General features: G+C 70.5%; 20 protein-coding genes. 6 read left to right on the forward strand and 14 right to left on the reverse strand.

What is annotated here, in order from left to right:
- Positions 1–96: 96 nt before the first annotated feature.
- Positions 97–2985 (reverse strand): UPF0182 family protein, encoded by a 2889-nt coding sequence (locus ACH4FH_RS24550; RefSeq protein WP_398558067.1) that lies wholly within the window; start codon positions 2983–2985, stop codon positions 97–99.
- Positions 2986–3121: 136 nt separating this feature from the next.
- On the opposite strand from ACH4FH_RS24550, the gene ACH4FH_RS24555 reads away from it, so the two are divergent.
- On the forward strand, positions 3122–3676 hold the full coding sequence (locus ACH4FH_RS24555) for a PPA1309 family protein (protein WP_398558019.1): 555 nt from the start codon (positions 3122–3124) through the stop codon (positions 3674–3676).
- Between the two features lie 81 nt (positions 3677–3757).
- Here ACH4FH_RS24555 and ACH4FH_RS24560 read toward each other — a convergent pair whose 3' ends face one another.
- From ACH4FH_RS24560 to ACH4FH_RS24570, 3 genes are all read right to left on the reverse strand, one after another.
- Positions 3758–4855 (reverse strand): PDZ domain-containing protein, encoded by a 1098-nt coding sequence (locus ACH4FH_RS24560; protein ID WP_398558020.1) that lies wholly within the window; start codon positions 4853–4855, stop codon positions 3758–3760.
- Positions 4856–5406: 551 nt separating this feature from the next.
- Complete coding sequence (locus ACH4FH_RS24565; protein ID WP_398558021.1) at positions 5407–5886, reverse strand: molybdenum cofactor biosynthesis protein MoaE; 480 nt, start codon at positions 5884–5886, stop codon at positions 5407–5409.
- Between the two features lie 101 nt (positions 5887–5987).
- Positions 5988–7139 carry an SDR family oxidoreductase gene (locus ACH4FH_RS24570; protein WP_398558022.1) on the reverse strand — a complete coding sequence of 384 codons (1152 nt, stop codon included), beginning with the start codon at positions 7137–7139 and terminating at the stop codon, positions 5988–5990.
- A gap of 192 nt (positions 7140–7331) precedes the next feature.
- Here ACH4FH_RS24570 and ACH4FH_RS24575 point away from each other — a divergent pair, with 192 nt between their 5' ends.
- Positions 7332–8864, forward strand: coding sequence for a zinc-dependent metalloprotease (locus tag ACH4FH_RS24575; RefSeq protein WP_398558023.1), 1533 nt, complete (start codon positions 7332–7334; stop codon positions 8862–8864).
- On the forward strand, positions 8861–9391 hold the full coding sequence (locus tag ACH4FH_RS24580) for an NUDIX hydrolase (protein WP_398558024.1): 531 nt from the start codon (positions 8861–8863) through the stop codon (positions 9389–9391). Before ACH4FH_RS24575 ends, ACH4FH_RS24580 begins: the two co-directional genes overlap by 4 nt.
- 78 nt (positions 9392–9469) lie before the next feature.
- Here the strand turns inward: ACH4FH_RS24580 and ACH4FH_RS24585 are convergent, their stop codons facing one another.
- From ACH4FH_RS24585 to ACH4FH_RS24600, 4 genes are all read right to left on the reverse strand, one after another.
- The gene (locus ACH4FH_RS24585) at positions 9470–10228 is read right to left on the reverse strand and encodes an AIM24 family protein (protein WP_398558025.1); all 759 of its coding nucleotides are present in this window, start codon (positions 10226–10228) and stop codon (positions 9470–9472) included.
- A 19-nt stretch (positions 10229–10247) separates the two neighbouring features.
- Positions 10248–10931, reverse strand: coding sequence for an AIM24 family protein (locus tag ACH4FH_RS24590; protein ID WP_393896655.1), 684 nt, complete (start codon positions 10929–10931; stop codon positions 10248–10250).
- A 14-nt stretch (positions 10932–10945) separates the two neighbouring features.
- Positions 10946–12616, reverse strand: a complete 1671-nt coding sequence (locus ACH4FH_RS24595; protein ID WP_398558026.1) for a TerD family protein — start codon at positions 12614–12616, stop codon at positions 10946–10948.
- Positions 12617–12727: 111 nt separating this feature from the next.
- Positions 12728–13354: a M48 family metallopeptidase gene (locus ACH4FH_RS24600; protein ID WP_398558027.1), complete on the reverse strand. Its 627-nt coding sequence runs from the start codon at positions 13352–13354 to the stop codon at positions 12728–12730.
- A gap of 192 nt (positions 13355–13546) precedes the next feature.
- Between ACH4FH_RS24600 and ACH4FH_RS24605 the strand changes: the two genes are divergently transcribed.
- Both ACH4FH_RS24605 and ACH4FH_RS24610 read left to right on the forward strand, forming a co-directional pair.
- A complete protein-coding gene (locus ACH4FH_RS24605; RefSeq protein WP_398558028.1) occupies positions 13547–14692 on the forward strand; it encodes a ThiF family adenylyltransferase in 1146 nt (381 codons plus the stop codon).
- Between the two features lie 35 nt (positions 14693–14727).
- Positions 14728–16146, forward strand: coding sequence for an ABC1 kinase family protein (locus ACH4FH_RS24610; RefSeq protein WP_398558029.1), 1419 nt, complete (start codon positions 14728–14730; stop codon positions 16144–16146).
- 135 nt (positions 16147–16281) lie between these two features.
- Here ACH4FH_RS24610 and ACH4FH_RS24615 read toward each other — a convergent pair whose 3' ends face one another.
- The 5 genes from ACH4FH_RS24615 to ACH4FH_RS24635 form a co-directional block, all read right to left on the reverse strand.
- Complete coding sequence (locus ACH4FH_RS24615) at positions 16282–16482, reverse strand: hypothetical protein (protein ID WP_398558030.1); 201 nt, start codon at positions 16480–16482, stop codon at positions 16282–16284.
- A gap of 100 nt (positions 16483–16582) precedes the next feature.
- Positions 16583–16900: a hypothetical protein gene (locus ACH4FH_RS24620; RefSeq protein WP_398558031.1), complete on the reverse strand. Its 318-nt coding sequence runs from the start codon at positions 16898–16900 to the stop codon at positions 16583–16585.
- Positions 16897–17250: a WhiB family transcriptional regulator gene (locus ACH4FH_RS24625; protein WP_026169602.1), complete on the reverse strand. Its 354-nt coding sequence runs from the start codon at positions 17248–17250 to the stop codon at positions 16897–16899. The genes ACH4FH_RS24620 and ACH4FH_RS24625 overlap by 4 nt, the downstream gene beginning before the upstream one ends.
- Before the next feature lie 121 nt (positions 17251–17371).
- Positions 17372–17695: a hypothetical protein gene (locus tag ACH4FH_RS24630; protein ID WP_398558032.1), complete on the reverse strand. Its 324-nt coding sequence runs from the start codon at positions 17693–17695 to the stop codon at positions 17372–17374.
- Positions 17696–17837: 142 nt separating this feature from the next.
- Entirely contained in the window at positions 17838–20063 is a 2226-nt protein-coding gene (locus ACH4FH_RS24635) for an ATP-dependent DNA helicase UvrD2 (protein ID WP_398558033.1), read from the reverse strand.
- Positions 20064–20737: 674 nt separating this feature from the next.
- On the opposite strand from ACH4FH_RS24635, the gene ACH4FH_RS24640 reads away from it, so the two are divergent.
- Positions 20738–20980, forward strand: coding sequence for a mycoredoxin (locus tag ACH4FH_RS24640; protein WP_393896663.1), 243 nt, complete (start codon positions 20738–20740; stop codon positions 20978–20980).
- A 223-nt stretch (positions 20981–21203) separates the two neighbouring features.
- On the opposite strand, the gene nudC is transcribed toward ACH4FH_RS24640, so the two are convergent.
- The gene (nudC, locus tag ACH4FH_RS24645; protein ID WP_398558034.1) at positions 21204–22139 is read right to left on the reverse strand and encodes an NAD(+) diphosphatase; all 936 of its coding nucleotides are present in this window, start codon (positions 22137–22139) and stop codon (positions 21204–21206) included.
- Positions 22140–22219 lie beyond the last annotated feature (80 nt).

A 22219-nucleotide genomic window follows, 5' to 3' on the forward strand; every position in this document is an offset into this window, starting at 1 on the left:
CTATCACGGGGCGGCGGGGGCCCCTGACCACCGCGGACGTGCGGCCACCGGTTCGCACCGGCGGCCGCACGCCGTCACGCTCGCGGCCGGGTCGCGTCAGTCGCCCGACTTACCGGCCTTCCGGGATGCCTCGGCGGCCCGCTCCAGCGCCGCCTTGAGCTTCTTCTGGGCCTCGCCGTAGCCGGCCCAGTCGCCCGAGGCACGCGCCTTCTCGCCCTCCTCGTAGGCCTTCTGCGCGTCGCCAAGGGCCTGCTGGACCGTCTGGTCGGACGGTGGCGGCTGGGTCGTGTCGCCGCCACTGGGCGGTTCCTCCGTGCCCGAACTGGGTGCCTTCTTGCCGAAGACGACATCCAGCGCGTCCTTGAGGGAGTTCTCCAGCACCGGCTTGTTGTCGCCGTAGCTGACCAACACCTTCTTCAACAGTGGGTAGTTGGTGTTGGCGCCGCGCAGATAGACCGGTTCGACGTACAGCAGTCCACCGTCCAACGGCACGGTCAGCAGGTTGCCGTACTCGATCTCCGAATCACCGAGCTTCTTGAGGATGTTCAGCTCGTTGGCGATGCTCGGATCGGAGTTGAACTTCGACTGCACCAGCTGCGGACCGGGCACCGGTGTCTGCGACGGCAGTTTCAGAAGTCTGATCTTGCCGTAGTCGCTGCTGGTCGCGTTGGCGTCGACGGCCATGAAGGCGCCGAGGTTGTCGCGTTTGTTGGGCGTGAAGGTCGTCGTCAGCGAGAAGGTCTGACCCTTCTGATCCGGCATCTTCAGGCTCAGGTAGTACGGCGGCACGGCGTTGCCCGACTTGGTCGTCGGGTCGTTCGGGATCTGCCAGCGCTCGGAGCCGGTGTAGAAGGTGCCCGGGTCCGTGACGTGGTAGGTGGTGAGCAGCTGCCGCTGCACCTTGAACAGGTCCTGCGGATACCGCAGATGCTCCTTCAGCGAGGGGCTGATGGAGCTCTTCTTCTCGACCGTGCCCGGGAAGGACTTCATCCAGGTCTTGAGAACCGGGTCCTTGGTGTCCCACTGGTAGAGCTTGACCGAGCCGTCGTAGGCGTCGACCGTCGCCTTCACGGAGTTACGGATGTAGTTGACCTGGTTCTGCTGCGCCACCACCGCCCGCTGCCCGTCGGTGAGCGAATCGGCCGTGGTGTCCCCGAGGGTGGTGCGCGAGGCGTACGGATAGCCGTTGCTGGTGGTGTATGCGTCCACGATCCACTGGATCCGGCCGTCTATCACCGCCGGGTAGGCATCGCCGTCGATGGTCAGCCAGGGGGCGACTGATTCGACGCGCTCCTTGGGCGTGCGGTTGTACAGGATCCGCGAGCCCTCACCGATCGCGCCGGAGTAGAGGATCTGCGGCTCGCCGAACGCCACCGCGTAGGCGGCGCGGTTGATCGGGTTGCCGAGGTTCACCCCGCTCTTGCCGGTGTAGCTGTAGCTCTTCTCGCCACTGTCGTCGGAGTAGTCCAGTTCCTTCTGCGGACCGCCGACGATGGAGTACTGGGAGGTCTTCTCGCCGTAGTACACCCGCTGTTGGTACTTGCCGAGCTGCCCCTTGGCCGGCAGGTCCGACTCGGTGTACTTCGGCCCGCCGCCCTCGGCGGGCTCGGTCCCCTTGGCGGCGACCGCGCCGTAGCCGTGGGTGTACTTGAAGTGGTCGTTGATCCAGTTGCGCTCGGGGATGCCGGCGATGTTCAGCTCACGCAGACCGATGACGGTGTCCTGCTCGGCGCCGTCCTTGTCCTTGTACCGGTCGACGTCGAGGGTGGAGGGGAACTGGTAGTACCCACGCACCTGCTGCTGTTGCTGGAAGGCCGGCGACACCACGTTGGGGTCGAGCAGACGCATGCTGGCCGTGGTGTCGGCGTTCTCACGCAGCCGCTCGCTGTCCGCCTCCGTGGCCGGCTTGTAGTTGCCCTTGTACGGGGTGACCCCCGAGTCCTGGATGTCGTACGCGTCCCGGGTCGCCTTGATGTTCTGCTTGATGTACGGCGCTTCCTTGGCCTGCTCGTTCGGCTGGACCTGGAACTTCTGCACGATCGCCGGATACAGCCCGCCGATGAGGATCGCGGAGAGCACCATCAGGCCGAAGCCGATCACCGGCAGCTGCCAGGTGCGGCGCCAGAGGGTGGCGAAGAACAGGACCGCGCAAATCACCGCGATACAGAACAGAATGGTCTTCGCGGGCAGATAGGCGTTGGCGTCGACATAGCGCAGACCGGTCCAGTTGTCGGCCGACTTCAGGCCGCTGGACTTCACCGCGAGGCCGTACCGGTCGAGCCAGTAGGCGATCGCCTTGAGCGAGACGAAGATCCCCAGCAGCACCGACAGATGGCCGGTCGCCGCGGCCGTCGCCCGCGAGCCGGGGCTGGTCAGCCGAAGCCCGCCGTAGAGGTAGTGGGTCAGCGCGGCGGCGACCAGGCACAGCACCGCGCAGGCGAAGCCGAAGCTCAACAGGAAGCGGTACCAGGGCAGATCGAAGGCGTAGAACGAGACGTCCATCCCGAACTGCGGGTCCTTCTGTCCGAACGACACACCGTTGACCCACTGCAGCCAGGTGCGCCACTCGCCGGACGCGGACGCGCCGGCGATCAGACCGACCACCGCGGCGATCGCGATCAACGCCCACTTCTTGAACGGCGCGATGCTCATCCGATAGCGGTCCAGGCTCTGCTGCTCCGTGGACATCGCGCTGAGCGGTGGCCGCAGCCGGTGCGCCAGCCAGACGTTGACGCCGACGGCCGACGCCATCAGCACGCCGAAGAAGAAGAACAAGCCGATCTTGGTCCACAGGGTGGTGGTGAAGACCGACGAATAATTGACCGAGCGATACCAGAGCCAGTCGGTCCAGAACCCGGCGAACATCACGAAGAGCATGGCCAGCACGGCCAGCACACCCAACGTCATGAGCAGGGTCCGGATCCGCCGGGACGGTCGGCCGACTCTGATCCGTGGCCCTGTCGGGCCTCCGCCGCGGTCCGGCATCTGGAAAGCCAAGGTGCGCACCTCGAAGTTCGCTGTCGTGTTGAGCAGGCCCGGCGATAGTAGGACCCACTGATGCAACTTACGAAGGCTTTACTCGGTTCCCGCTTTCCGGGGTTCACAAGGCACGATGTTGAGCATGACCAACCTCCCCGTTGACGGCACCCCCCTCGCCGCCAACCCACTGACCCGCGCGGTGCTCGAAATCGACGAGTACAGCGCCGGGCTCGGCTGGGATCAGCCCGCCCGTTTGTTCGCCCTCGTCGACACCGCCAAGCTGCGCGCCCAGGAGCCCTCGCTCGCCGCCCAGCTCGGCATCGACGACTCCACCACCACCTCCCTGACCCCCGTCGAGCAGGACGAGATCCCGGCCGGCGTCCCGCTGGACGAGTTCCTCGCCACCATCGCCTGGCCGGACGCCGTCACCGGCTGCGCGATGACCGTGGAGCGCCTGATGCTGCCGCCGTCCGCGGAGGACTCGGTGCCCGAGGGCCTGGACGACGCGCAGCTCGCCAAGTGGGTCGCCGACCATCCGGACCGTCAGGAGGTCCGCATGACGGTGGGCGTGCTGCGGGACGGCTCGCGTGAATCGGCGCTGCGGCTGCGCGAGAAGGACTCGACGTCCGAGGTGCTCACGGGCGCCGCGCTGGTGCCGGGCCTCGCGGACGCACTGTCCGCGACGTTCGAGGGCTGATCGACCCGATCGAGGGCCCCGGCCGACGGAGGCCGGGGCTTCGGGGTCAGGGCCGCCGGACGGGCGGCGAGTGCTACCGGGCTACGGCCGGCCTGCCGGGCTGCAGCTCGGCAGGCTCTCGGTGTCTCCGGAGCGGATCTTCTGCAGCGCCTTCACCGCGTCGCCTATGGTGCCGACCTTGACGAGGGTGAGACCGGCCGGGGTGTCCTTGGCGGCGGTGGCGCAGTTGTCCTTCGGCGTCAGGAAGAACTCCGCGCCCTTGTCCCGCGCGCCGACCGTCTTCATCGAGATGCCGCCGATCGGCCCGACCTTGCCCTTGTCGTCGATCGTGCCCGTGCCGGCCACGAACTTGCCGCCGGTCAGGTCCTGCGCCGTCAGCTTGTCGACGATGCCGAGCGAGAACATCAGCCCGGCGCTGGGCCCGCCGACATCGGCCAGCTTGACGTCGATGGTGAACGGGAGGATGTGGTCCATTTCGGCCTGGATGCCCACGATGGCGCGGCCGTCCTCGGCCTTCTCGGTGGTGAGCGTGATGTCCTTCGCACCCGCCGCGGGCCGCTTGCCCTGCTTCTCGGCCGCGGCCGCCGTCTTCGCGGGAATGATGGTGAAGCGGACCTTCTCGCCCGGCTTGTGCACGGTGACGAGCTTGGCGACGCCGGCGGCCTCCGTGACCTGCTTGCCGTCCACCGCCTTGATCACGTCGCCGGCGTGCAGCTGCCCGTCGGCCGGCATGTCCTTCACCACGGACCCCACGACGGTCTGGGTGGCGACCGGGATCTTCAGCTGGCGTAGCGCGGCGGCCTTGGCGCTCTCCTGGGACTGGCTGAACTCCTCGGCGTTCTCCTGGTCGGCCTCCTCGGCCGTCTGGCCCTCGGGGTAGAGGGTCTTGTGCGGCACCACGGCGTTGTCGTGGTCCAGCCAGCCGTAGACCGCCTCGAAGAGGTTCATGGTGTAGTCGGGGCCGGTGACCCGGACCGTGGTCATGTTGAGGTGACCGGTCGTCGGGTACGTCTTGCGCCCGGAAATCTGCAGCACCGGCTCGCCGCTGTGATCACCCAGTGTGTTGACCGTCGGACCCGGCGACATCTCCGAGTACGGCACGGGGATCAGCACCCCTGCGCAGAGCAGCGCGATCAACATGAGGGTCGAGGCGAGCAGCGTCGCGGTGCGGCGTGGCATGGAACGACAGTACGGGACGGGTATGACAACCGGCCCGCGGGGCCGTCCGTCCGGGGAGCTGCCCCGGACGGCCCCCACATGGCGGGCCGTCACTCCTCAGAGGGACGGCCCTTGCTCGTGCGTACGACCGGGGAACGTCAGGCCGCGTCGGAGGCGGGCTCGGAAGCGGAACGTTCTCGCTCCATGGCGTCGCGGAACCGGGCGTACCCCGCGAGTTCCGCGACATCCCCCGTCTTGCGGTTTCTCAGGGCCCAACTGCTCCACGCCACGGCAACCACCGCAGCGAGAACCGGAATCAACAACCAGAGGAGCGCACCCACAGCGGCCTCCCGACCCTTTGCGCGACCGCAAATCGACGAATAAGCAGATTACCCATCCAACAGGTCAACGCTCACGCCAGGGGGCGGGTTACGCAACCGGAGCGCCGGAGCCACCGATTCGGCCCCGCGTTCGGACGAAGGCGCCCGGCCTGCGCCCGGGTGACGCGCCAGGGCGTGATCGCACAGTCCCGTCGTCCGCCCGCGGGCCGGACGGGACCTTGCGGACACGCGCTAGGCGCCGACCCATTCCTCCGTACCGTCCGAGAAAGTCTGGTGTTTCCAGATGGGAACCTGGTGCTTGAGGTCGTCGATCAGCTTGCGGCACGCCTCGAAGGCCTCGCCCCGGTGCGGGCAGGAGACGGCGACGACGACCGCAAGATCTCCGATGGCCAGTTCGCCCACCCGGTGGACGGCGGCCAGTGCACGGACCGGGAAGTCGGCGATGACCTTCTCGGCGATGCGGCGCATCTCCGCCTCCGCGGACGGGTGCGAGGAGTAGCCCAGGCCGTCGACGTCCGCGCCGCCGTCGTGCGAGCGGACCGTGCCGACGAACAGGGCCGTGCCGCCCGCCGCGTCGTCTCCCACGGCCGCGAAGACCTCGTCCACGGACAGCGGCGTCTCACGGATCGCGAGCAGCCGGATGGGGTCCGCTGCGCCCTGCTCACCAGGGTGCTCACGGCCGGACGACGAGGGGGTGTGCGTGCCAGACATACTCCCCATCGTGCCGTACCCGAGCGCCAGGGGGAATGGCCGTTTCCGCCGGTCCTACGGAGCCGTCGCTGGAGGCTCGTACAGCCCGCCGCCGGCCCGGGTCAGATGCGGCGGCGGGCCTTGCGGGCACGCCTGACCAGCGCGGCGGTACCCAGCAGGGCGACGGTGGCGCCCGCGGCACCGGCGGCGGTGGCGTCCTTGCGGCCCAGCCTGCGGCCCGCGACGGTGTGCCGGCCCGCGACCTCCTCCAGCAGCTCGGCGAGCACCTCCTCGTTGGTCCAGCGGGGCCGCCAGCCCGCGTCGTGCAGCCGGCTGCCGCTGACCACCCAGGGGTGCATCGTGTACGCGAGGTCCCCGGCGGGCGACGGTGTCAGGCCGATGCGGTGCAGTCGGGCCGCGGCGCCCAGCGCCACCGACGACGGCAGCTCCATGCGCCGGATGCCGGTCAGCTCCTCGACCTCCTCCTGCTCCAGCCAGCCGTCGCAGCCGACCGCCAGCTCCCCGTCGACCTTCTCGAGCGCCGCGTACTCCAGCGCGCTGACCAGGTCCTCGACGTGGCAGAACTGCCAGGTGGGCCGCGATCCGGCGACCACCAGGAGGCGGGGTGACTCGAAGTAGCGGGTCAGGGCCGTGTCGGTACCGCCCACCAGGACGGTGGGGCGCAGCACCGTGACGTTCAGGCCGGGGTGCGCGCGGGGCGCGCGGTGCGCGAGGTCCTCGATCTCCATGAGGTCACCGACACCGGTGGCGTCGGCCGTGGCGCGCAGCTCGGCGTCCTCGGCCAGCGGAACATCGTTGTCGGGCAGCGCCCCGTAGACCATCGCGGAGGTGCACAGCACGACCCGGTGGACGCCTGCCGCGGCGGCCGCGGTGAGGACGGTCTGGGTGCCGCGCACGTTGTAGGCGGTGCGGGCGGTGGCGTCGGTCTCCAGGTCGAGGTCGAGTGCCAGGTGGACGACGACATCCGCGCCGCGCAGCTTCTCGGCGATGACGGGGTCACGTACGTCCAGGACGTGCCAGTGCGCCTCCGCGACGTCACCGCGCCGCTCGTCGATGGCGATGACCTCCTTGACCTCGTCGGATTCGGCGAGGGCACGGGTGAGGAGCGCGCCGACTCCGGAGGCGGCTCCGGTGACGGCCACGACGGGCCGGCGCAGCGGCCGGTCCATGGCGCCGCCCGTGGTGCCGGCCGCCTTGTCGGGCGTAGCAGCAGCGTTTCGCGCTGCGCGAACGGTCGGATCTGGGGAACTCACCGGGCGTCTCCAGCGGTTGTCTTCAGTACGTACGCGTGCTCACACGTGGCGTACCAGGTGGCGTCCATCCTGCCGCAGCCACCGCGACAGCGAAGCACCGAGCCCCGAAGCGGTCCGGGTGTCTACGCTGGAGGTGATGTCGGGCAGTCGCCGTCGGCCCCGGGCCGGCGGCCCTACGAGCCGAGGAAACCCGTGAGTGACACCCCATTTGGATTCGGCCTTCCGCCGGAGGAGCCGGAGGACGGCGACAACGGCAAGAAGAAGGGCGGCCAGGGAGGTAGCCAGGACCCCGCGGACCCCTTCGGGTTCGGCGGCGGGAGCGGCGGCGCGGACAATCCGTTCGCGGCGCTCTTCGGCGGCATGGGCGGACCCGGTGGCGAAATGAACCCTGGCGATCTGGGCGCCGCGTTCCAGAAGCTCGGCCAGATGCTCTCCTACGAGGGCGGCCCGGTGAACTGGGACATGGCCAAGGACATCGCGCGGCAGACCGTGGCGCAGGGCGCCGAGGACGGCAGCAAGGACGCGAGCCTGTCCCCGGGCGAGCGGTCCGCCGTCGAGGAGGCCGTGCGCCTGGCGGACCTGTGGCTGGACGGTGTGACGTCGCTGCCGTCGGGGTCCGGCTCGGTGGTGGCGTGGAGCCGCGCCGAGTGGGTCGAGGAGACCCTGCCGGTGTGGAAGGACCTGGTCAACCCGCTCGCCGAGCGCGTCGGGGCGGCCATGGGTGATGTCCTGCCCGAGGAGATGCAGGCCATGGCCGGCCCGCTGCTCGGCATGATGCGCTCCATGGGCGGCGCGATGTTCGGCACCCAGATCGGCCAGGCGCTGGGTGTGCTGGCCAGCGAGGTCGTCGGGTCGACGGACATCGGACTGCCGCTCGGGCCGGCCGGCAAGGCCGCGCTGCTGCCCGGCAACATCGCGAGGTTCGGCGCGGGCCTGGGCGTGCCCGAAGAGGAAGTACGGCTCTATCTGGCCCTGCGCGAGGCCGCCCACCAGCGGCTCTTCGCCCATGTCCCGTGGCTGCGCTCGCACCTCTTCGGTGCCGTCGAGGGCTACGCGCGCGGCATCAAGGTCGACACCACCAAGCTGGAGGACGTGGTCGGCCAGATCGACCCGCAGCATCCCGAGGAGCTGCAGAACGCACTCCAGCAGGGCATGTTCCAGCCCGAGGACACCCCCGAGCAGAAGGCGGCGCTGGCCCGGCTGGAGACCGCGCTCGCTCTCGTCGAGGGCTGGGTGGACGCGGTGGTGCACGCCGCCGCCAAGCCGCATCTGCCCTCGTCGGACAAGCTCCGTGAGACGCTGCGCCGACGCCGTGCGAGCGGCGGCCCGGCCGAGCAGACGTTCTCGACGCTGATCGGGCTCCAGCTGCGTCCGCGCCGCCTGCGGGACGCCTCCCGGCTGTGGGCCTCCCTGGCGGACGCCCGGGGGCTGGAGGGCCGCGACGGCCTGTGGGAGCACCCGGACATGCTCCCGACGGCGGCCGATCTGGACGACCCGGACGGCTTCGTGCACCACGAGCAGCCGGACTTCTCCGAGCTGGACAAGATGCTGGGCGAGGCCGCGAACGGCGGCAAGCCCGACCTGGCCAAGCCCACCGCGGCATCGCAGGAGGCACCGGCCGACACGTCCGCCGACACCGAGGGCAAGCCCGAGGCGTCCGGTGAGGGCGCCGCGGACGGCCCCGACGAGGGCGCCGGCGAGGGCAAGGGTGACGGCGACAAGTGAGTCTGCGTGAGGACGCGGCGCGGGTGCTCAAGGAGTGGCCCGCGCCGTCGCCCGACCAGGAGCAGCTGCGGCTGACGTATCTCGACCACCTCGCCGGCCATCCGGACGGCATGGGGAAGCCGTGCAAGGAAGGGCACCTCACGGCGAGCGCCCTGGTGATCGACCCGGCCCGCGGCCGGGTACTGCTCACCCTGCACCGCAAGCTGCAGATGTGGTTGCAGATGGGCGGCCACTGCGAGCCGGAGGACGCCTCGCTGGCCGAGGCGGCACTGCGTGAGGCGCGGGAGGAGTCCGGGATCGCGCAGGGCCTGACGCTGCTGCCCGGCGGCCCGGTGCGGCTGGATCGTCATCACACGCCCTGCGCCTGGCACTTGGACGTCCAGTACGCGGCACTGGCCCCGGAAGGAGCGGTCGCCGCGATCAGCGACGAGTCGCTGGACCTGCGGTGGTTCGCCTACGACGAGGTGGCCGGCGTCGCCGACGCGTCGGTGGTGCGCCTCGTCGAGCGGACCCGCGCGCTGCTCTGAGGGCCCGCTGCGGCACACCGTGCGAAGAGGCATCCTGCGGCGCCCGTCCCGCTCCGGGGCGGGCGCCGCGGTGTTGCGTCAGTTGGTGAAGATGTTGCCCTGGTTCTGCCCATGGGCGCCGTGCTGCCCCATGCCGAACTGGGCGGCCGCACCGGACCCGATGACGGCTTGCTGCGGCGGCAGCAGCTCACTGGGCTGGACGAGGGCGTACCCCTGCCCCAGGAAGCTGAGCTCCCAGCCCTCGCCCGTCCCGCCGCGGCGCCGCCACACCCCGGAGGAGTGCGTCTGCGCCTGCATCTGCACCCGCAGCGAGGCGGACCAGGCGACGACCGCGTCGGCGTCGGCGTTGACGTATTTGTCCGGCGTCACCTGCAGCATCAGCGGCTGGCCCGAGGTCATCAACGCGACCTTGCCCCGGCCGGAGATGTTGAGCTGGTACTTGCCGGTGCCGGAGATGCCGTACTGGCTGTCGACGGAGACGACGTCCCAGTGGAGGCCGGAGTCGAGCGCCAGGACATAGCTGCTGTCGATGGTCAGCCCGTCGTGGTCGACATCGACGACATGGACGTACTGCGCGAGGTTGGCCAGATAGACCGTGCCCTGGCCCGAGACCCGCATCAGGTCCAGGCCCTCACCGGACATCGCGCGGGCGCGGTGCTGGCCCTGCGTCTGGTAGTTGCCGTCGAATTCGAGCAGGCCCTGATAGGCGACCATCGTGCCCTTGCGGGCGAGAAGGTCCTCGTGGCCCTGGAGGGCGACGCGCAGCAGCTGCTCGTTCTGCAGTGCGTAGCGGTCCTGGGTCTGTGCCTCGGTGAAGGCGAAAAGCGGACTCTGCATGGCGTGTTCGGTCTCCCCCTCAGCCCCGGGCCCGGAGCCGGTCGGTGCTGTCCTCGCTGGGCTGGACGACGACGAAACCCTGCCCGGAGAAGCCCAGTTGATAGGCCTCGCCGCTGCCGCGTCCGATCATCGACGACGCCTTGAAGCTGCGCTTGCCCTTCATCTTCAGATGCGTGGACCACGCGACGAGCGCGTCCGGGTCCACGTACGTCTCGTCCTCGCCGCGGCCGCAGTCGACGACTATGGGCGTGCCTCGGGAGGTCAGGGCCACCCAGCCGGTGCCGGAGATACCGACGTTGAAAAGCCCCTGGCCGGCGAACTTCGCCATCCCCTTGACGCGCTGCACACCCCACTGGAGGTGCGCGTCGAAGGCGAGGAGGTTGGTGCCGTTGACGGAGAGCGACTCACCGTTGAGGTTGATGCAGACCACGTCGGCGCCGTAGTCGGCGAGGTAGAGCAGGCCGTCGCCGGTGCACTTCATCAGCGGGGCGCCCTCGCCGGTCAGCCACTGGGAAGCCATCTGGCGTACGGCGGGCGGGTTCGGCTCGTACTGCACGAACCCTTCGTACGCCACCATCGAGCCCGTGCGCGCGAAGACGTCCTGGCCGCTCTGCATGGCGATCTTCACCATGGCGCTGCCGTGGTTCTCCATACGGGCGGCGGGCGGTGTCGGGACGTAGCCCGAGAGCTGTTGCTGGTTCATGTTCACGGGCTCCCTCAGACCTCGTAGGGCTGGACGACGATGAAGTTCCCCGGCGCGCCCCGGAACTGGAGGTTCACGGTCTCGCCGGAGTGGCCGGGGTAGGCCTGGCGGCGCAGGCTCACCTGGCTGGAGATGATCACCTGCGAGGCCGCGGACCAGGCCACGATGGCGTTGGCGTCGGCGAAGGTGGTCGGGGTGACCGGCAGCACGACCGGCATCCCCTGGGTCTTGACGACGACGGTGCCCGTCCCCTGGAACTGCATCGTGAACAGGGCGCCACCGGGGATGCCGTGTCCCTCGATGCGGCGGATCTCGTGCTGCAGCGACTCGTCGAAGGCGAGGACGCTCTCGGCCGACACGCAGATGGCGTCGCCCTGCAGCTCGATGGGGTGGATGTGGGCGCCGTTCTCGGCGAAGAACACCTGGCCCTGGCCCGAGCAGCGCATGAGCTGCATTTCCTGGCCGGTGGCGTTGCCGACGATCCGGCCGCGGAATCCCGCGCCCTTGTAGCTGAAGTCGACCTTGCCCTGGTAGAGCACCATGCTGCCCTGTCGGGCGAGCACCGGCCGGCCTTCGACGCCGAGGTCGACGCGGATGAGCTTGGGGTTCTGCGGCGTCCAGCGCTGACCGGTCGGGGCTTCCTTGTACTTCTCCAGGACGGTGCCCAGATCGGGGCCGCCGCCCTGGGGCACCGGGGTCTGGCCCGGATGCGGGGCGCCCGGGGGCTGCTGGCCGTAGGGGGCGGGTTGCGCCGCATACTGGCCCGGCTGTCCGCCGTACCCACCCGGGGCCGGCTGACCATACGGAGCCTGCGGCGCGGGCTGGCCGTAGGGCGCCTGCGGCGGCTGCCCGGGAACGCCGGGCGGCGGGACCGGGCCACCGGGCGGGGCCAGCGGCGCGGCGATGGTCGGCGCGCTGTGGACCTGCGGAACGGTGGGCTGCTGCGGCTGCGGGACGGTCGGCTGCGGAGACTGTGGCACGGACTGCGGCGGCTGCGCGGCAGTCTGCGGAGCGCCCTGCGGCGGGCCGAAGTCCGGCGCGGGCTGCGGCGGTACGTGGGCGGCCGGGGCCGCGAACGACGGCGCGTGGGCGGCCCCGGCCGGCGGCGCGAACCCGGGGACGGCCTGAGCGGCGGGAGGCTGCTCGGCTTCCGCTTCCTCCGCGACCTCACCGCCGAAGTTCTTCAGCAGCGCATCCAGGCCACCGTCGAACCCCTGGCCGACCGCGGCGAACCGCCACACGTCCTTGAGGTAGAAATCGCCCAGCATGACGGCGCGCTCGGTGCTGAATTCGCTGCCGTCGAAGGAGTAGCGGGCGACTTCTTCGCCGCCGGCGACGATGCGGATGTAGCCGGGGCCGATCTGCGACAACTGGCCCGCGCCGTCCAGCGCCGCGGTGAAGGACAGCTTCTGCACCTGCTGCGGGATGCGGTCCAGGGTGACCCGGAAGGACTCGGTGTCACCGGCCTGCGGGCCCAGCTGCTGGATCGCCTCCTCCGGCGACTTCGGCTGGTTGAAGAAGATGAAGTAACGGTCGTCGGACAGCCGCTCGTTCGCGTCGAGACCGAAGCAGCTGATGTCGAAAGTGAGGCCGGACCCGGCGATCTGCACACCGACGTACAGATCCGTCCCCGGTGTCAGGTCACTGATCTTGGCCTTGTGGCCCCGCTGGAATTCCCTGGCCATACGTAACGACCGTCCCCCGCTCCCGCTGTGAGTTCCTGTGCGCGCCAGGCTAACCGCTGGCGCCGACAACGGGCGATGCCGGGGCGCGGTGGAAAATTCCGCGCACCGCTCTCATTCGCCGCGGGCGACGGGCAGATGCGGCAGCCGGTCCGCCGCGACCACACCTTCGAGATAGCCGCGGGCCCGCTCCGTACGCGGGTAGGACTCCAGCAACCGCCAGAACCGCGGCCCGTGGCCGGGGACGAGGAGGTGCGCGAGCTCGTGCAGCAGGACGTAGTCGATGACGTACTCCGGCATGCCCTGCAAGCGGTGCGAAAGACGGATGCTGCCCTCCGCGGGGGTGCACGATCCCCACCGCGTGTTCTGGTTGGTCACCCAGCGCACCGAGACAGCGCGGGCCCTGCCTTCCAGATACTGGCCGGACAGCCGCTCGGCCCGCTCGGCCAGCTCGCCGTCGCCCAGCATGCGCTTGCTCTCCTGGGCGGCGAGCTTGTCCAGCATGACGGTGACCCAGCGCCGCTCCTCGGCCTCGGACATACGGGCCGGAATCAGGACAACGGTGCGGTCGCCCTCGCGGTACGCGGAGACCGTCCTGCGCCGCCGCGAGCTGCGGCGCACCTCGACCGCACTCGTGCCTGAGCTGCGCACCGTCGGGCTCGGAGCAGCCCGGCGCGAGCTTTCTGCGGCACGGCGCAAGGGCGTCTCCCCGGAGCCGCGAGGGGAAGAGTCGGCGGGCACGTGCCCGACGTTACCCGCTGGAGCTGCGGGAAGTCCCGCCCCACGGACGGTTCGCGTGCGAAACACTCCATGGCGGGCACGGCTTGTACGACTATTACCCACCGCCTGTGGACAACTTTCCGCACCGCCGCGGCGCACGGCGCATGCTGACAGCCGGACGACGAAGGACGACGACGGACGGGGGGCGGATGCATGCATCCGATGCTCAAGCCCGCGCTGCGGCGCGGCTGGCGGGACAGGGAAACGGTGCGGTTCGGCGTGGCGCCGGCGCACGCGGTGGTGGTCGGCCCGGTCGACACCGCCACCGGCAGCTTCCTCTCAATGATCGACGGCACCAGGAACATGCAGCAGCTGGTCGAGGAGGCCCGGTCGCTGGACCTGCCTCCCCGACACGCCCGGGGCGTCGTCGACCGGCTCGGCGCCGCCGGGCTGCTGGAGGCACCGACCGCGGGCGGACCGGCGGCCGACGCGGTCCGGGCCGACGGCCCCGCGTGCGAACGACTCCGCCCCGACCTGGCGTCCCTGTCGGTACAGCACCCGGAAGCCGCCGGCGCACTCGGCCGGATAGGGGCTCGCCGGGCCGTCCGTGTCCGGGTCCGCGGTACGGGGCGGGTGGGGGCCCAGGTCGCGGCGCTGCTCTCGGCCGCGGGGATCGGCCGGGTGGACGTGCTGGACGGCGGTTCGGTCGCGCCCGGGGACGTCACACCGGGCGGGCTGCCCGCGGAGCGGATCGGCGACCGGCGCGACGTGGCGGCCCGGCGACTGGTCCACCAGTCGTCCCCCTGGGCCCGCAGACCCCGCCCGCGCGTCCCGGTGAGCGACTCCGGCGAACCCGGCCTGTCGCTGACGGTGCTCACCCCACGCGACGGCCTCGGCGCCTACGCCCCCGACCCGGTGCTGTCCGAGCCGCTCCTCACCGCCGGAATCCCACACCTTTACGCGGGCGTGATCGAGGGCACGGGTGTGGTGGGGCCTCTGGTACTGCCCGGCGGTTCGGCATGCGCGCGCTGCGACGAGCTGCGGCGTACGGAGGAGGAACCGGCCTGGCCGCGGCTGCTCGCGCAGTGGCGTTCGGGACGCGCATCGCCTGCGGTACCGGCTTGCGACGCCGCACTGGCGACGGTGGTGGCGGGGCTGGCCGCCGTGCAGGCGCTGACGTTTCTCGACGGCGGTCTGCCGCCTTGCACGGGTGCACGGATGGAGGTCGCGCTGCCGTGCGCGGACGTACGGACGGTGCGGATCGAACCGCATCCGGAGTGCGAATGCGGTGCAGCTCGCTTCACTTGTGGGGCGGGCCCCTCGGATCCGCGGCCACAACACGCCACAATGACGGAGTAACCCCGGTAGGGGGACAGTGTGAGTTGGAGGGGCGCATGTCTGATCTTCCCCGCAAGGCGGTCACCCGCACCGCCAAGCTGGCCGCGCTGCCACTGGGGTTCGCCGGCCGCGCCACCTGGGGCCTGGGCAAGCGGATCGGCGGCAGATCCGCCGAGATCGTCGGCCGAGAGCTTCAACAGCGCACCGCGGAACAGCTCTTCAAGGTGCTCGGGGAACTCAAGGGCGGTGCGATGAAGTTCGGGCAGGCGCTGTCCGTCTTCGAGTCGGCGCTGCCCGAGGAGATCGCCGGCCCGTACCGCGCCGCCCTGACCAAACTTCAGGAAGCGGCGCCGCCGATGCCGACGACCACGGTCCACTCCGTGCTGGCGGAACGCCTCGGCGAGGACTGGCGGGAGCTGTTCGAGGAGTTCGAGGACAAGCCGTCCGCCGCGGCGTCGATCGGGCAGGTCCACCGGGCGGTGTGGCACGACGGCCGCGAGGTGGCCGTGAAGGTGCAGTATCCGGGGGCGGGCCAGGCCCTGCTGTCGGACCTGTCGCAGTTGAGCCGCTTCGCCCGGCTGCTGGGTCCGCTGATCCCCGGGATGGACATCAAGCCGCTGATCACCGAGCTGCGCGACCGGGTGTCGGAGGAGCTGGACTACGGCCTGGAGGCGGAGGCTCAGCGTGCGCACGCCGAGGAGTTCGCCGACGATCCGGATGTACGGGTGCCGGCCGTGGTGCACCAGAGCGACCAGGTGCTGGTCACCGAGTGGATGGACGGGGTGCCGCTGTCCGAGGTGATCGCGGACGGCACCGACGAGCAGCGGGACCGGGCCGGCCAGCTGCTGGCGCGCTTCCTCTTCTCCGGACCTGCCCGTACCGGCCTGCTGCACGCCGACCCGCACCCCGGCAACTTCCGGCTGCTGCCCAAGGACGACCCGGAGGGAAGCGGGGAGGAGTGGCGTCTCGGCGTGCTGGACTTCGGCACCGTCGACCGGCTGCCCGAGGGCCTCCCCCCGACGATCGGCACCTCACTGCGGATGACGCTGGACGGCGAGGCCGAGGCGGTCTATCAGCAGCTGTGTCAGGAGGGCTTCGTCAAGGAGACCATGGACCTGGACCCGGACGCGGTCCTCGACTATCTCCTGCCGATCATCGAACCGGCACAGGTGGAGGAATTCACCTTCACCCGGAGCTGGATGCGGAACCAGGCCGCCCGGATCGGCGATCCCCGCTCCCCCGCGTACCAGTTGGCCAAACGACTCAACCTGCCACCCGCCTACCTCCTGATTCACCGGGTCACCCTGAGCACCATCGGAGTCCTGTGCCAGTTGGGGGCGACGGTCCGGCTGCGCGAGGAGCTGGAGGCGTGGATGCCCGGATTCATGGCCGCCGAGGAAGCGGAGGTCGCGGAGTTCGGCGAGCACCTCACCGAGGAGGCCGCGGAGGACACCGTCGAGGAGAGCACCGCCTGAGCACACCGGTCCGGTCGGCACACCGGCCGCCCGGACCTCTTCGCTCCGCGGCGATCACAACCGGAGCGTCTCCGGCCACCGGTGCCGAGCGTCGTCGGGGCGCGGCCCTCCCGGAGGGCCGGGTGGCGCCGGAGCTCACCACCAGGTCGAATCCAGCCGACCCTCGATGGCCCGGATGTTCTCCCGCGCGCAACCGTCGCAGAAGTAGCGGCGCTCACCGTTCTCGACGGAGCAGGTCCAGGTCGGCGGGGCACCCTCGGCGACCGCGCCACAGCGGGCGCACACCATGCTCTCTGCGCTCAACTCCGGCTGTTCATGCGTCCTCTGGTCCACCATCCGACGATATCCCCGTCAACCTCACGAAGACGGATACAACGCACCACGGGGCCCGCCCTCTCGGACGGACCCCGTGGCGGCGCGGCACGACTGTGTCGCGTTACTGCATCACGGCCATGGCCAGCGCGCGGCGGGCACGCAGCGACGCGCGTTCGGCGCGACGCTGCATACGCCGCGCGGCGGCGAGCCGGTGGGCCCTGCGTTCGCTCTCCGCCTCTTGGAGGCGTTCATGCATATGCGCACGGGCCAGGGCTTCTGGGATGAGTTGCATTTCGAGGTTCCTGTTCTGACGCGACTCGATCGAGCCGGAGTTCACGGGGGCGGGTGTCTCGGTGAAAGAGGGGTTCATCGTGGGGTCCTGCTTCTTGGGATCCCGTGTGACGGGACGGTCGATCGTTCCTGTGCCGGTGGTGTTCATGCCGCGACCGGGTTCTTGCGCGGACGGCCACGCGGACGCTTCCGCGGCACGACGACGCCCTGGACGAAGAGCTCTCCGCCCCAGACGCCCCACGGCTCACGACGGTCCTTGGCACCGGCGAGACATGCCTCACGGACGGGGCAGGTCTGACACAGCGTCTTGGCGTACTCGACGTCGGCCGGGGACTCGGCGAAGAAGACCTCGGGGTCGTAGGTGCGGCACGGAACAGCGGCGCCGAGGCGGTCGATCTCGTCGTCGAGCTCGGTGAGGGGCAGCAAGGAGTTCTCCTGAGGGTCGGGCGGAGGGATCAGGTCGGTCGCTACGGACGGGGTGTGCGTCTGGAGTTGCACGGTGGTGTGTTCCTCGTCTGTTCGGCCCGGCTGGTGGCTGGGCGCGTGGGGCAAAACAAAAGGGCCGCGGATCCCGGTGTGGGTTCCGCGGCCCTGGAAGGTGCCGACCTGATCGTGCCGATCAGGCTGGATCTCTCCAGGGTTCGAGGCCGCGGTAGGCCCACATTTCATGCTTCGTCTGGTACGTCTTCGGGGATCCGGCACCATTGGCCGCCTCGAAGGCAAAGGCATTCGCCACTGCCGCCGCTGCTACCGCAGGTGCCTCGCTCGGTCGCGCGGTGCGCTCGCCGGCCGTCAGGACGGCGAGGGACTCGGGGCGCGCGACCTCGGAACCGGACAGGCGGCCGAAGCCGGACAGACCGGTGCCAAGGAGCGAGGAGCCGAGAGCGCAGGGGGCGACGACCGAGAGATCGGTCATTTTGTCCATCTCGATAATGCTGATCACTGGGCTCGCCTCCTCTCGGCGTCTCGGTGGAGCGGGAATCCCGTTCCAAACATGTTCAAGTACAGCACGGATCCATCGGAACTCGGAAGCCCGTCGTCTCCGTGCTCCCGAAGGCTATGGGGCCGCGCTCCGCGCGCGCAAACTATTTTTCCGACGAGTTTTCCGCGCCGTCCTCGGAGTCGTCCTCCGAGGCGCCCGCGAGCTCCTCGCCGGCGCAGAGCGCCAGCACATCCGTACCGAAGCGGTCCAGCTTGCGCCGTCCCACTCCTGAGATGCCCGCAAGCTCCGCTTCGGTTCCCGGCACCGCCTCGGCAATCGCCATCAGCGTCTTGTCGGTGAACACGCAATACGCGGGCTGGCTCAGCCGGCCGGCCTGGTCGGCCCGCCAGTCACGCAGCCGCTCGTACAGCGCCTCGTCGAGATCCGAAGGACAGTCCTCGCAGCGCATCAGCTTCATCTCGCCCGCGTCCGTGAGCGTCTTGTTGCAGACACGGCAGCGCGCGGGGCCGCGAGGCTTGCGCCGTCTCGCCCCCGCCGCCTCGGCACCGCGCTCCACACCACCCACGGCCGCGCCCGGCACGCGGCGCCCGGCCGACGCGCCGGAGCCGGGCCGCAGGCCGCTGAGGAACCGGCTGGGCCGCCGCGAGGCCCGGCCGCCGGGAGAGCGCGCCAGCGACCAGGACAGACCCAGATGCAGGCGGGCGCGAGTGACGCCGACGTAGAGGAGCCGGCGCTCCTCCTCGATCTGCTCATCGCTCTTGGCGTAGGTGATCGGCATCATGCCCTCGGTGAGGCCGACCAGGAAGACGGCATCCCACTCCAGGCCCTTCGCGGCGTGCAGCGAGGCGAGCGTCACCCCCTCGACGGTCGGGGCGTGCTGAACGTTGGCGCGTTCGTCCAGCTCGGCGACGAGGTCGGCGAGGGTCGCCGAGGGGCGGGCCCTGGCGAAGTCCTCCGCGAGCCTGACCAGCGCCGCCAGGGACTCCCAGCGGTCCCGGACCGCCCCGGAACCCGCGGGCGGCTCACCGGTCCAGCCCATATCGCTGAGCACCGCCCGCACCTCGGACGGCAGGTCGACGGCATCGTCGAGCAGCGCGTCGTTGGAACCGAAGCGGGCGGCCCCCCGCAGCTTGATGCCCGCCTCACGCACCTCGGGCCGCTCGAAGAACCGCTCGGCACCGCGCAGCTGATACGGCACACCGACATCGGCGAGCGCCTGCTCGTAGACCTCCGACTGGGCGTTGATACGGAAGAGAACAGCGATCTCGCCGGCAGGCACACCGGAGGCGATGAGGTCACGGATGCGGCGGGCGGTGCCCTCCGCCTCGGCGGGCTCGTCGGCGTACTCCACGTAGGCGGGCTCGGGCCCGGCCTCGCGCTGCGAGACCAGCTCCAGGCGGTGCTCGGCGGCCCGGCCCTTGGCCTGCGACAGCAGAGCGTTGGCGAGGTGGACGACCTGTGGCGTGGAGCGGTAGTCGCGGACGAGCTTCACGACCGTCGCGTTCGGATGACGGGTGCGGAAGTTGAGCAGGTGGTCGGGGGTGGCGCCGGTGAAGCTGTAGATCGTCTGACTGGCGTCGCCGACCACGCAGAGGCTGTCGCGGTCGCCCAGCCACAGGTCGAGCAACCGCTGCTGGAGCGGGCTGACGTCCTGGTATTCGTCGACGACGAAGTGCTGGTACTGCGAGCGGACCTGCTCGGCGATGTCGTGTCGGTCCTGCAGGACGCCGACGGTGAGCAGCAGCACATCCTCGAAATCGATGGTGCCGCGGTCCCGCTTGAGCTGTTCGTAGGTGCCGTAGATCTGCCCGATCTCGGCCGGGTCCCGCGGGGCGTCACGGCCTGCCTTCACCACCGCGGCCGGGTAGTCGGCGGGGACGGTCTGCGTGACCTTGGACCACTCGATCTCGCCCGTGACATCGCGCAGCTCGTTGCGGTCCAGCCGGATGCGGCAGCGGGCGGCGGCCTCCGCGACGAGCTGGATCTTGCGCTCCAGCAGCCGCGGCACCTCCCCACCGACCGCCTTGGGCCAGAAAAACTGGAGCTGGCGCAGGGCCGCCGAGTGGAACGTCCTTGCCTGCACACCGCCCGCCCCCAGCTGGCGCAGCCGTCCACGCATCTCGCCGGCCGCCCGCGCGGTGAAGGTGACGGCCAGCACACTGGCGGGCTGGAGAATCCCGGCCCGCACGCCGTACGCGATGCGGTGGGTGATCGCGCGGGTCTTGCCCGTGCCGGCACCGGCCAGCACACACACCGGACCGTTCAGGGCCGTCGCCACCTCACGCTGCTCGGGGTCGAGGCCGTCGAGCACCGCGTCGGGAGAGTCGGGGACCTGCGGGAAGAGGGAGGAGTCCGTTGCTGGTGTCACCCCGCCATGCTGCCAGGTCCGCGAAGCGGCCCGGGAACGTTGTCCACAGCTGCAGGGAATGCGGTCATACGAGCCCCCAGCCCTGTGGACGAACGACGACCCGAGACCGCGCCGGCCTGGTTTTCTGTGTCTCGGCGGCCACGCCACCGAAGCCCGGTGGTGGGGATCGACGAAGGGGGTGGATGCGGGGGCGAGCCCTGGTGGCCACGGGGACGAGCTTCTGGTGGCCTCGTGCAGGGAGATTCGGAGGACAGCGGCGTCCTGAGGTGGGACAGGAATAGGGCGGCGGCATCAGGGCGCGGGGGCCAGGCGGAGGGTGGGGGCGGGGCGGGCCCCCGGGGGGAGCGGGGGCGGGGCGGGCCCCCAGGGAGGGGGAGCGGGGCGGCTGAGTTGAGCGGGGCCTCCCCCGACCAGCAGGAGCCGTCCCAGGCGCTCCGAGCTGGTCCGAGGGCGGCTCCAGGTGCCGGCCGGCACCTGGAGCCGCCCTTGCCGGCCGGCAGCGAACCCACGCGGCGGGAGCGGGCAGAGTTCGAACCTGCTGGGAGCCGGTTGGACCAGGCCGGCGGGGGGCTCGGGAATGGTCTGGGGTCGGTGTGCGTTCTTTCCCTTGTCGCCATGCCGGCCACGGCTCCCGGCGGCATCGAACCCAGACTTATCGAAGGAGCGCGGGACGCATGGCGGGCACTGTGACGATGTACAGCACGACCTGGTGCGGTTACTGCCGTCGGCTGAAGGGCCAGATGGACCGCGAGGGCATCGCGTACACCGAGATCAACATCGAGACCGACCCGGAGTCCGCGGCCTTCGTGGAGAAGGCGAACGGCGGCAACCAGACGGTGCCGACCGTGCTCTTCCCTGACGGTTCGACGCTGACGAACCCGTCGCTGGCGCAGGTCAAGCAGAAGGTCGGTGCCTGAGCCCACGCGCAGTGAGCGGCTTCACAGGGCCGCCGATCGGTTCGTTTGTTCAACGGACCGGCCGGCGGCCTTGTTTTTTGGGGCTCCCCCGACGCTTGGGGGCTCCCTGACGCACTCACTTGCGGGCGCTCTCTTGCTTAGGCGCGGCCGTGCGCCCCACCCGGCCGCCCGGGCCCCCTGGCCTCGGACCGGAGAGAGCATTCGCGACCGTCACCCCTTCCCCTCAGGGCTTGGGGAGCGGTTTGCCGTACCAGAGTTCGATGAGGCGGGCTGCGATGGAGATGCCGTAGGGCGGCAGGACCTCGCCGGATTCGAAGGCGGCGCGCAGGTCCTCACGGGAGAACCACCGGGCCTCTTCGATCTCCTCCCCGTCCACCTGGATCTCGGAGGACGTGGCGCGGGCCATGAAGCCGAGCATCAGGCTGGACGGGAACGGCCAGGGCTGACTGGCGACGTACTCGACCTCGCCGACGACCACACCGGCCTCTTCGAAGACCTCCCGGGCCACGGACTGCTCGATGGACTCCCCCGGCTCGACGAAGCCGGCGAGGGTGGAGAAGCGACCCTCGGGCCAGTGGACCTGGCGTCCGAGGAGGGCGCGGTCCTCCTCGTCGGTGACGAGCATGATCACAGCCGGGTCGGTGCGCGGGTAGTGCTCGGCCCCGCACGCCTGGCAGCGGCGGATGTGTCCGGCGGCCGCGATGACCGTGCGCTCGCCGCAGCGCGAGCAGAAGCGGTGCAGGCGCTGCCAGTTCTCCAGAGCCACGGCGTGGACGAGCAATCCCGCGTCCCGCGGCGACAGCAGCAGTCCGGCCTCGCGCAGGCCCGCGGGGCGCGCGGACTGGTCCATGCGGCCGGGGAGTGAGTCCTTCTGCAGTGCGAAGTAGCTGACGCCGTCTTCGTCGGTGCCGAGGTAGTAGCGGTGCGCCTCGGTCATCGGCGCCTCGAAGGACGGCGTCATGATCAGTTCGGTGCGGCCGTCGGGGGTGTCGTCGATCAGCGCCTGGCCGCCGGACACCACGAAGACGCGCGTCGTCGGGTGGCTCCAGGCCGCCGCGAGCCAGGCTTCGTCGAGGCGGTGATGCGCGGAACGGTCGATTCCGCTCGGCGCGCTGAAGGTGAGCGGCCGGTCGGCGCTGTGGTCGGTCCAGGTGGTCACTGCTGTTTCCAACTCCCCCTATGGTGTGGGTGGTTGCTGCGTGCGGGCGTGGAACGGTCCAGCGATGGAGGCACCTCCCG

Origin of the sequence: Streptomyces sp. NPDC017993 (genome assembly GCF_044328065.1) — a bacterium.
Taxonomy (GTDB): Bacteria; Actinomycetota; Actinomycetes; order Streptomycetales; family Streptomycetaceae; genus Streptomyces.

Coding starts and splice junctions, on each gene's coding strand:
- ACH4FH_RS24550 (WP_398558067.1), bottom strand. CDS start 2,985: ATGCCGGACCGCGGCGGAGGCCCGACAGGGCCACGGATCAGAGTCGGC.
- ACH4FH_RS24555 (WP_398558019.1), top strand. CDS start 3,122: ATGACCAACCTCCCCGTTGACGGCACCCCCCTCGCCGCCAACCCACTG.
- ACH4FH_RS24560 (WP_398558020.1), bottom strand. CDS start 4,855: ATGCCACGCCGCACCGCGACGCTGCTCGCCTCGACCCTCATGTTGATC.
- ACH4FH_RS24565 (WP_398558021.1), bottom strand. CDS start 5,886: ATGTCTGGCACGCACACCCCCTCGTCGTCCGGCCGTGAGCACCCTGGT.
- ACH4FH_RS24585 (WP_398558025.1), bottom strand. CDS start 10,228: ATGCAGAGTCCGCTTTTCGCCTTCACCGAGGCACAGACCCAGGACCGC.
- ACH4FH_RS24590 (WP_393896655.1), bottom strand. CDS start 10,931: ATGAACCAGCAACAGCTCTCGGGCTACGTCCCGACACCGCCCGCCGCC.
- ACH4FH_RS24595 (WP_398558026.1), bottom strand. CDS start 12,616: ATGGCCAGGGAATTCCAGCGGGGCCACAAGGCCAAGATCAGTGACCTG.
- ACH4FH_RS24605 (WP_398558028.1), top strand. CDS start 13,547: ATGCATCCGATGCTCAAGCCCGCGCTGCGGCGCGGCTGGCGGGACAGG.
- ACH4FH_RS24610 (WP_398558029.1), top strand. CDS start 14,728: ATGTCTGATCTTCCCCGCAAGGCGGTCACCCGCACCGCCAAGCTGGCC.
- ACH4FH_RS24615 (WP_398558030.1), bottom strand. CDS start 16,482: ATGGTGGACCAGAGGACGCATGAACAGCCGGAGTTGAGCGCAGAGAGC.
- ACH4FH_RS24620 (WP_398558031.1), bottom strand. CDS start 16,900: ATGAACACCACCGGCACAGGAACGATCGACCGTCCCGTCACACGGGAT.
- ACH4FH_RS24640 (WP_393896663.1), top strand. CDS start 20,738: ATGGCGGGCACTGTGACGATGTACAGCACGACCTGGTGCGGTTACTGC.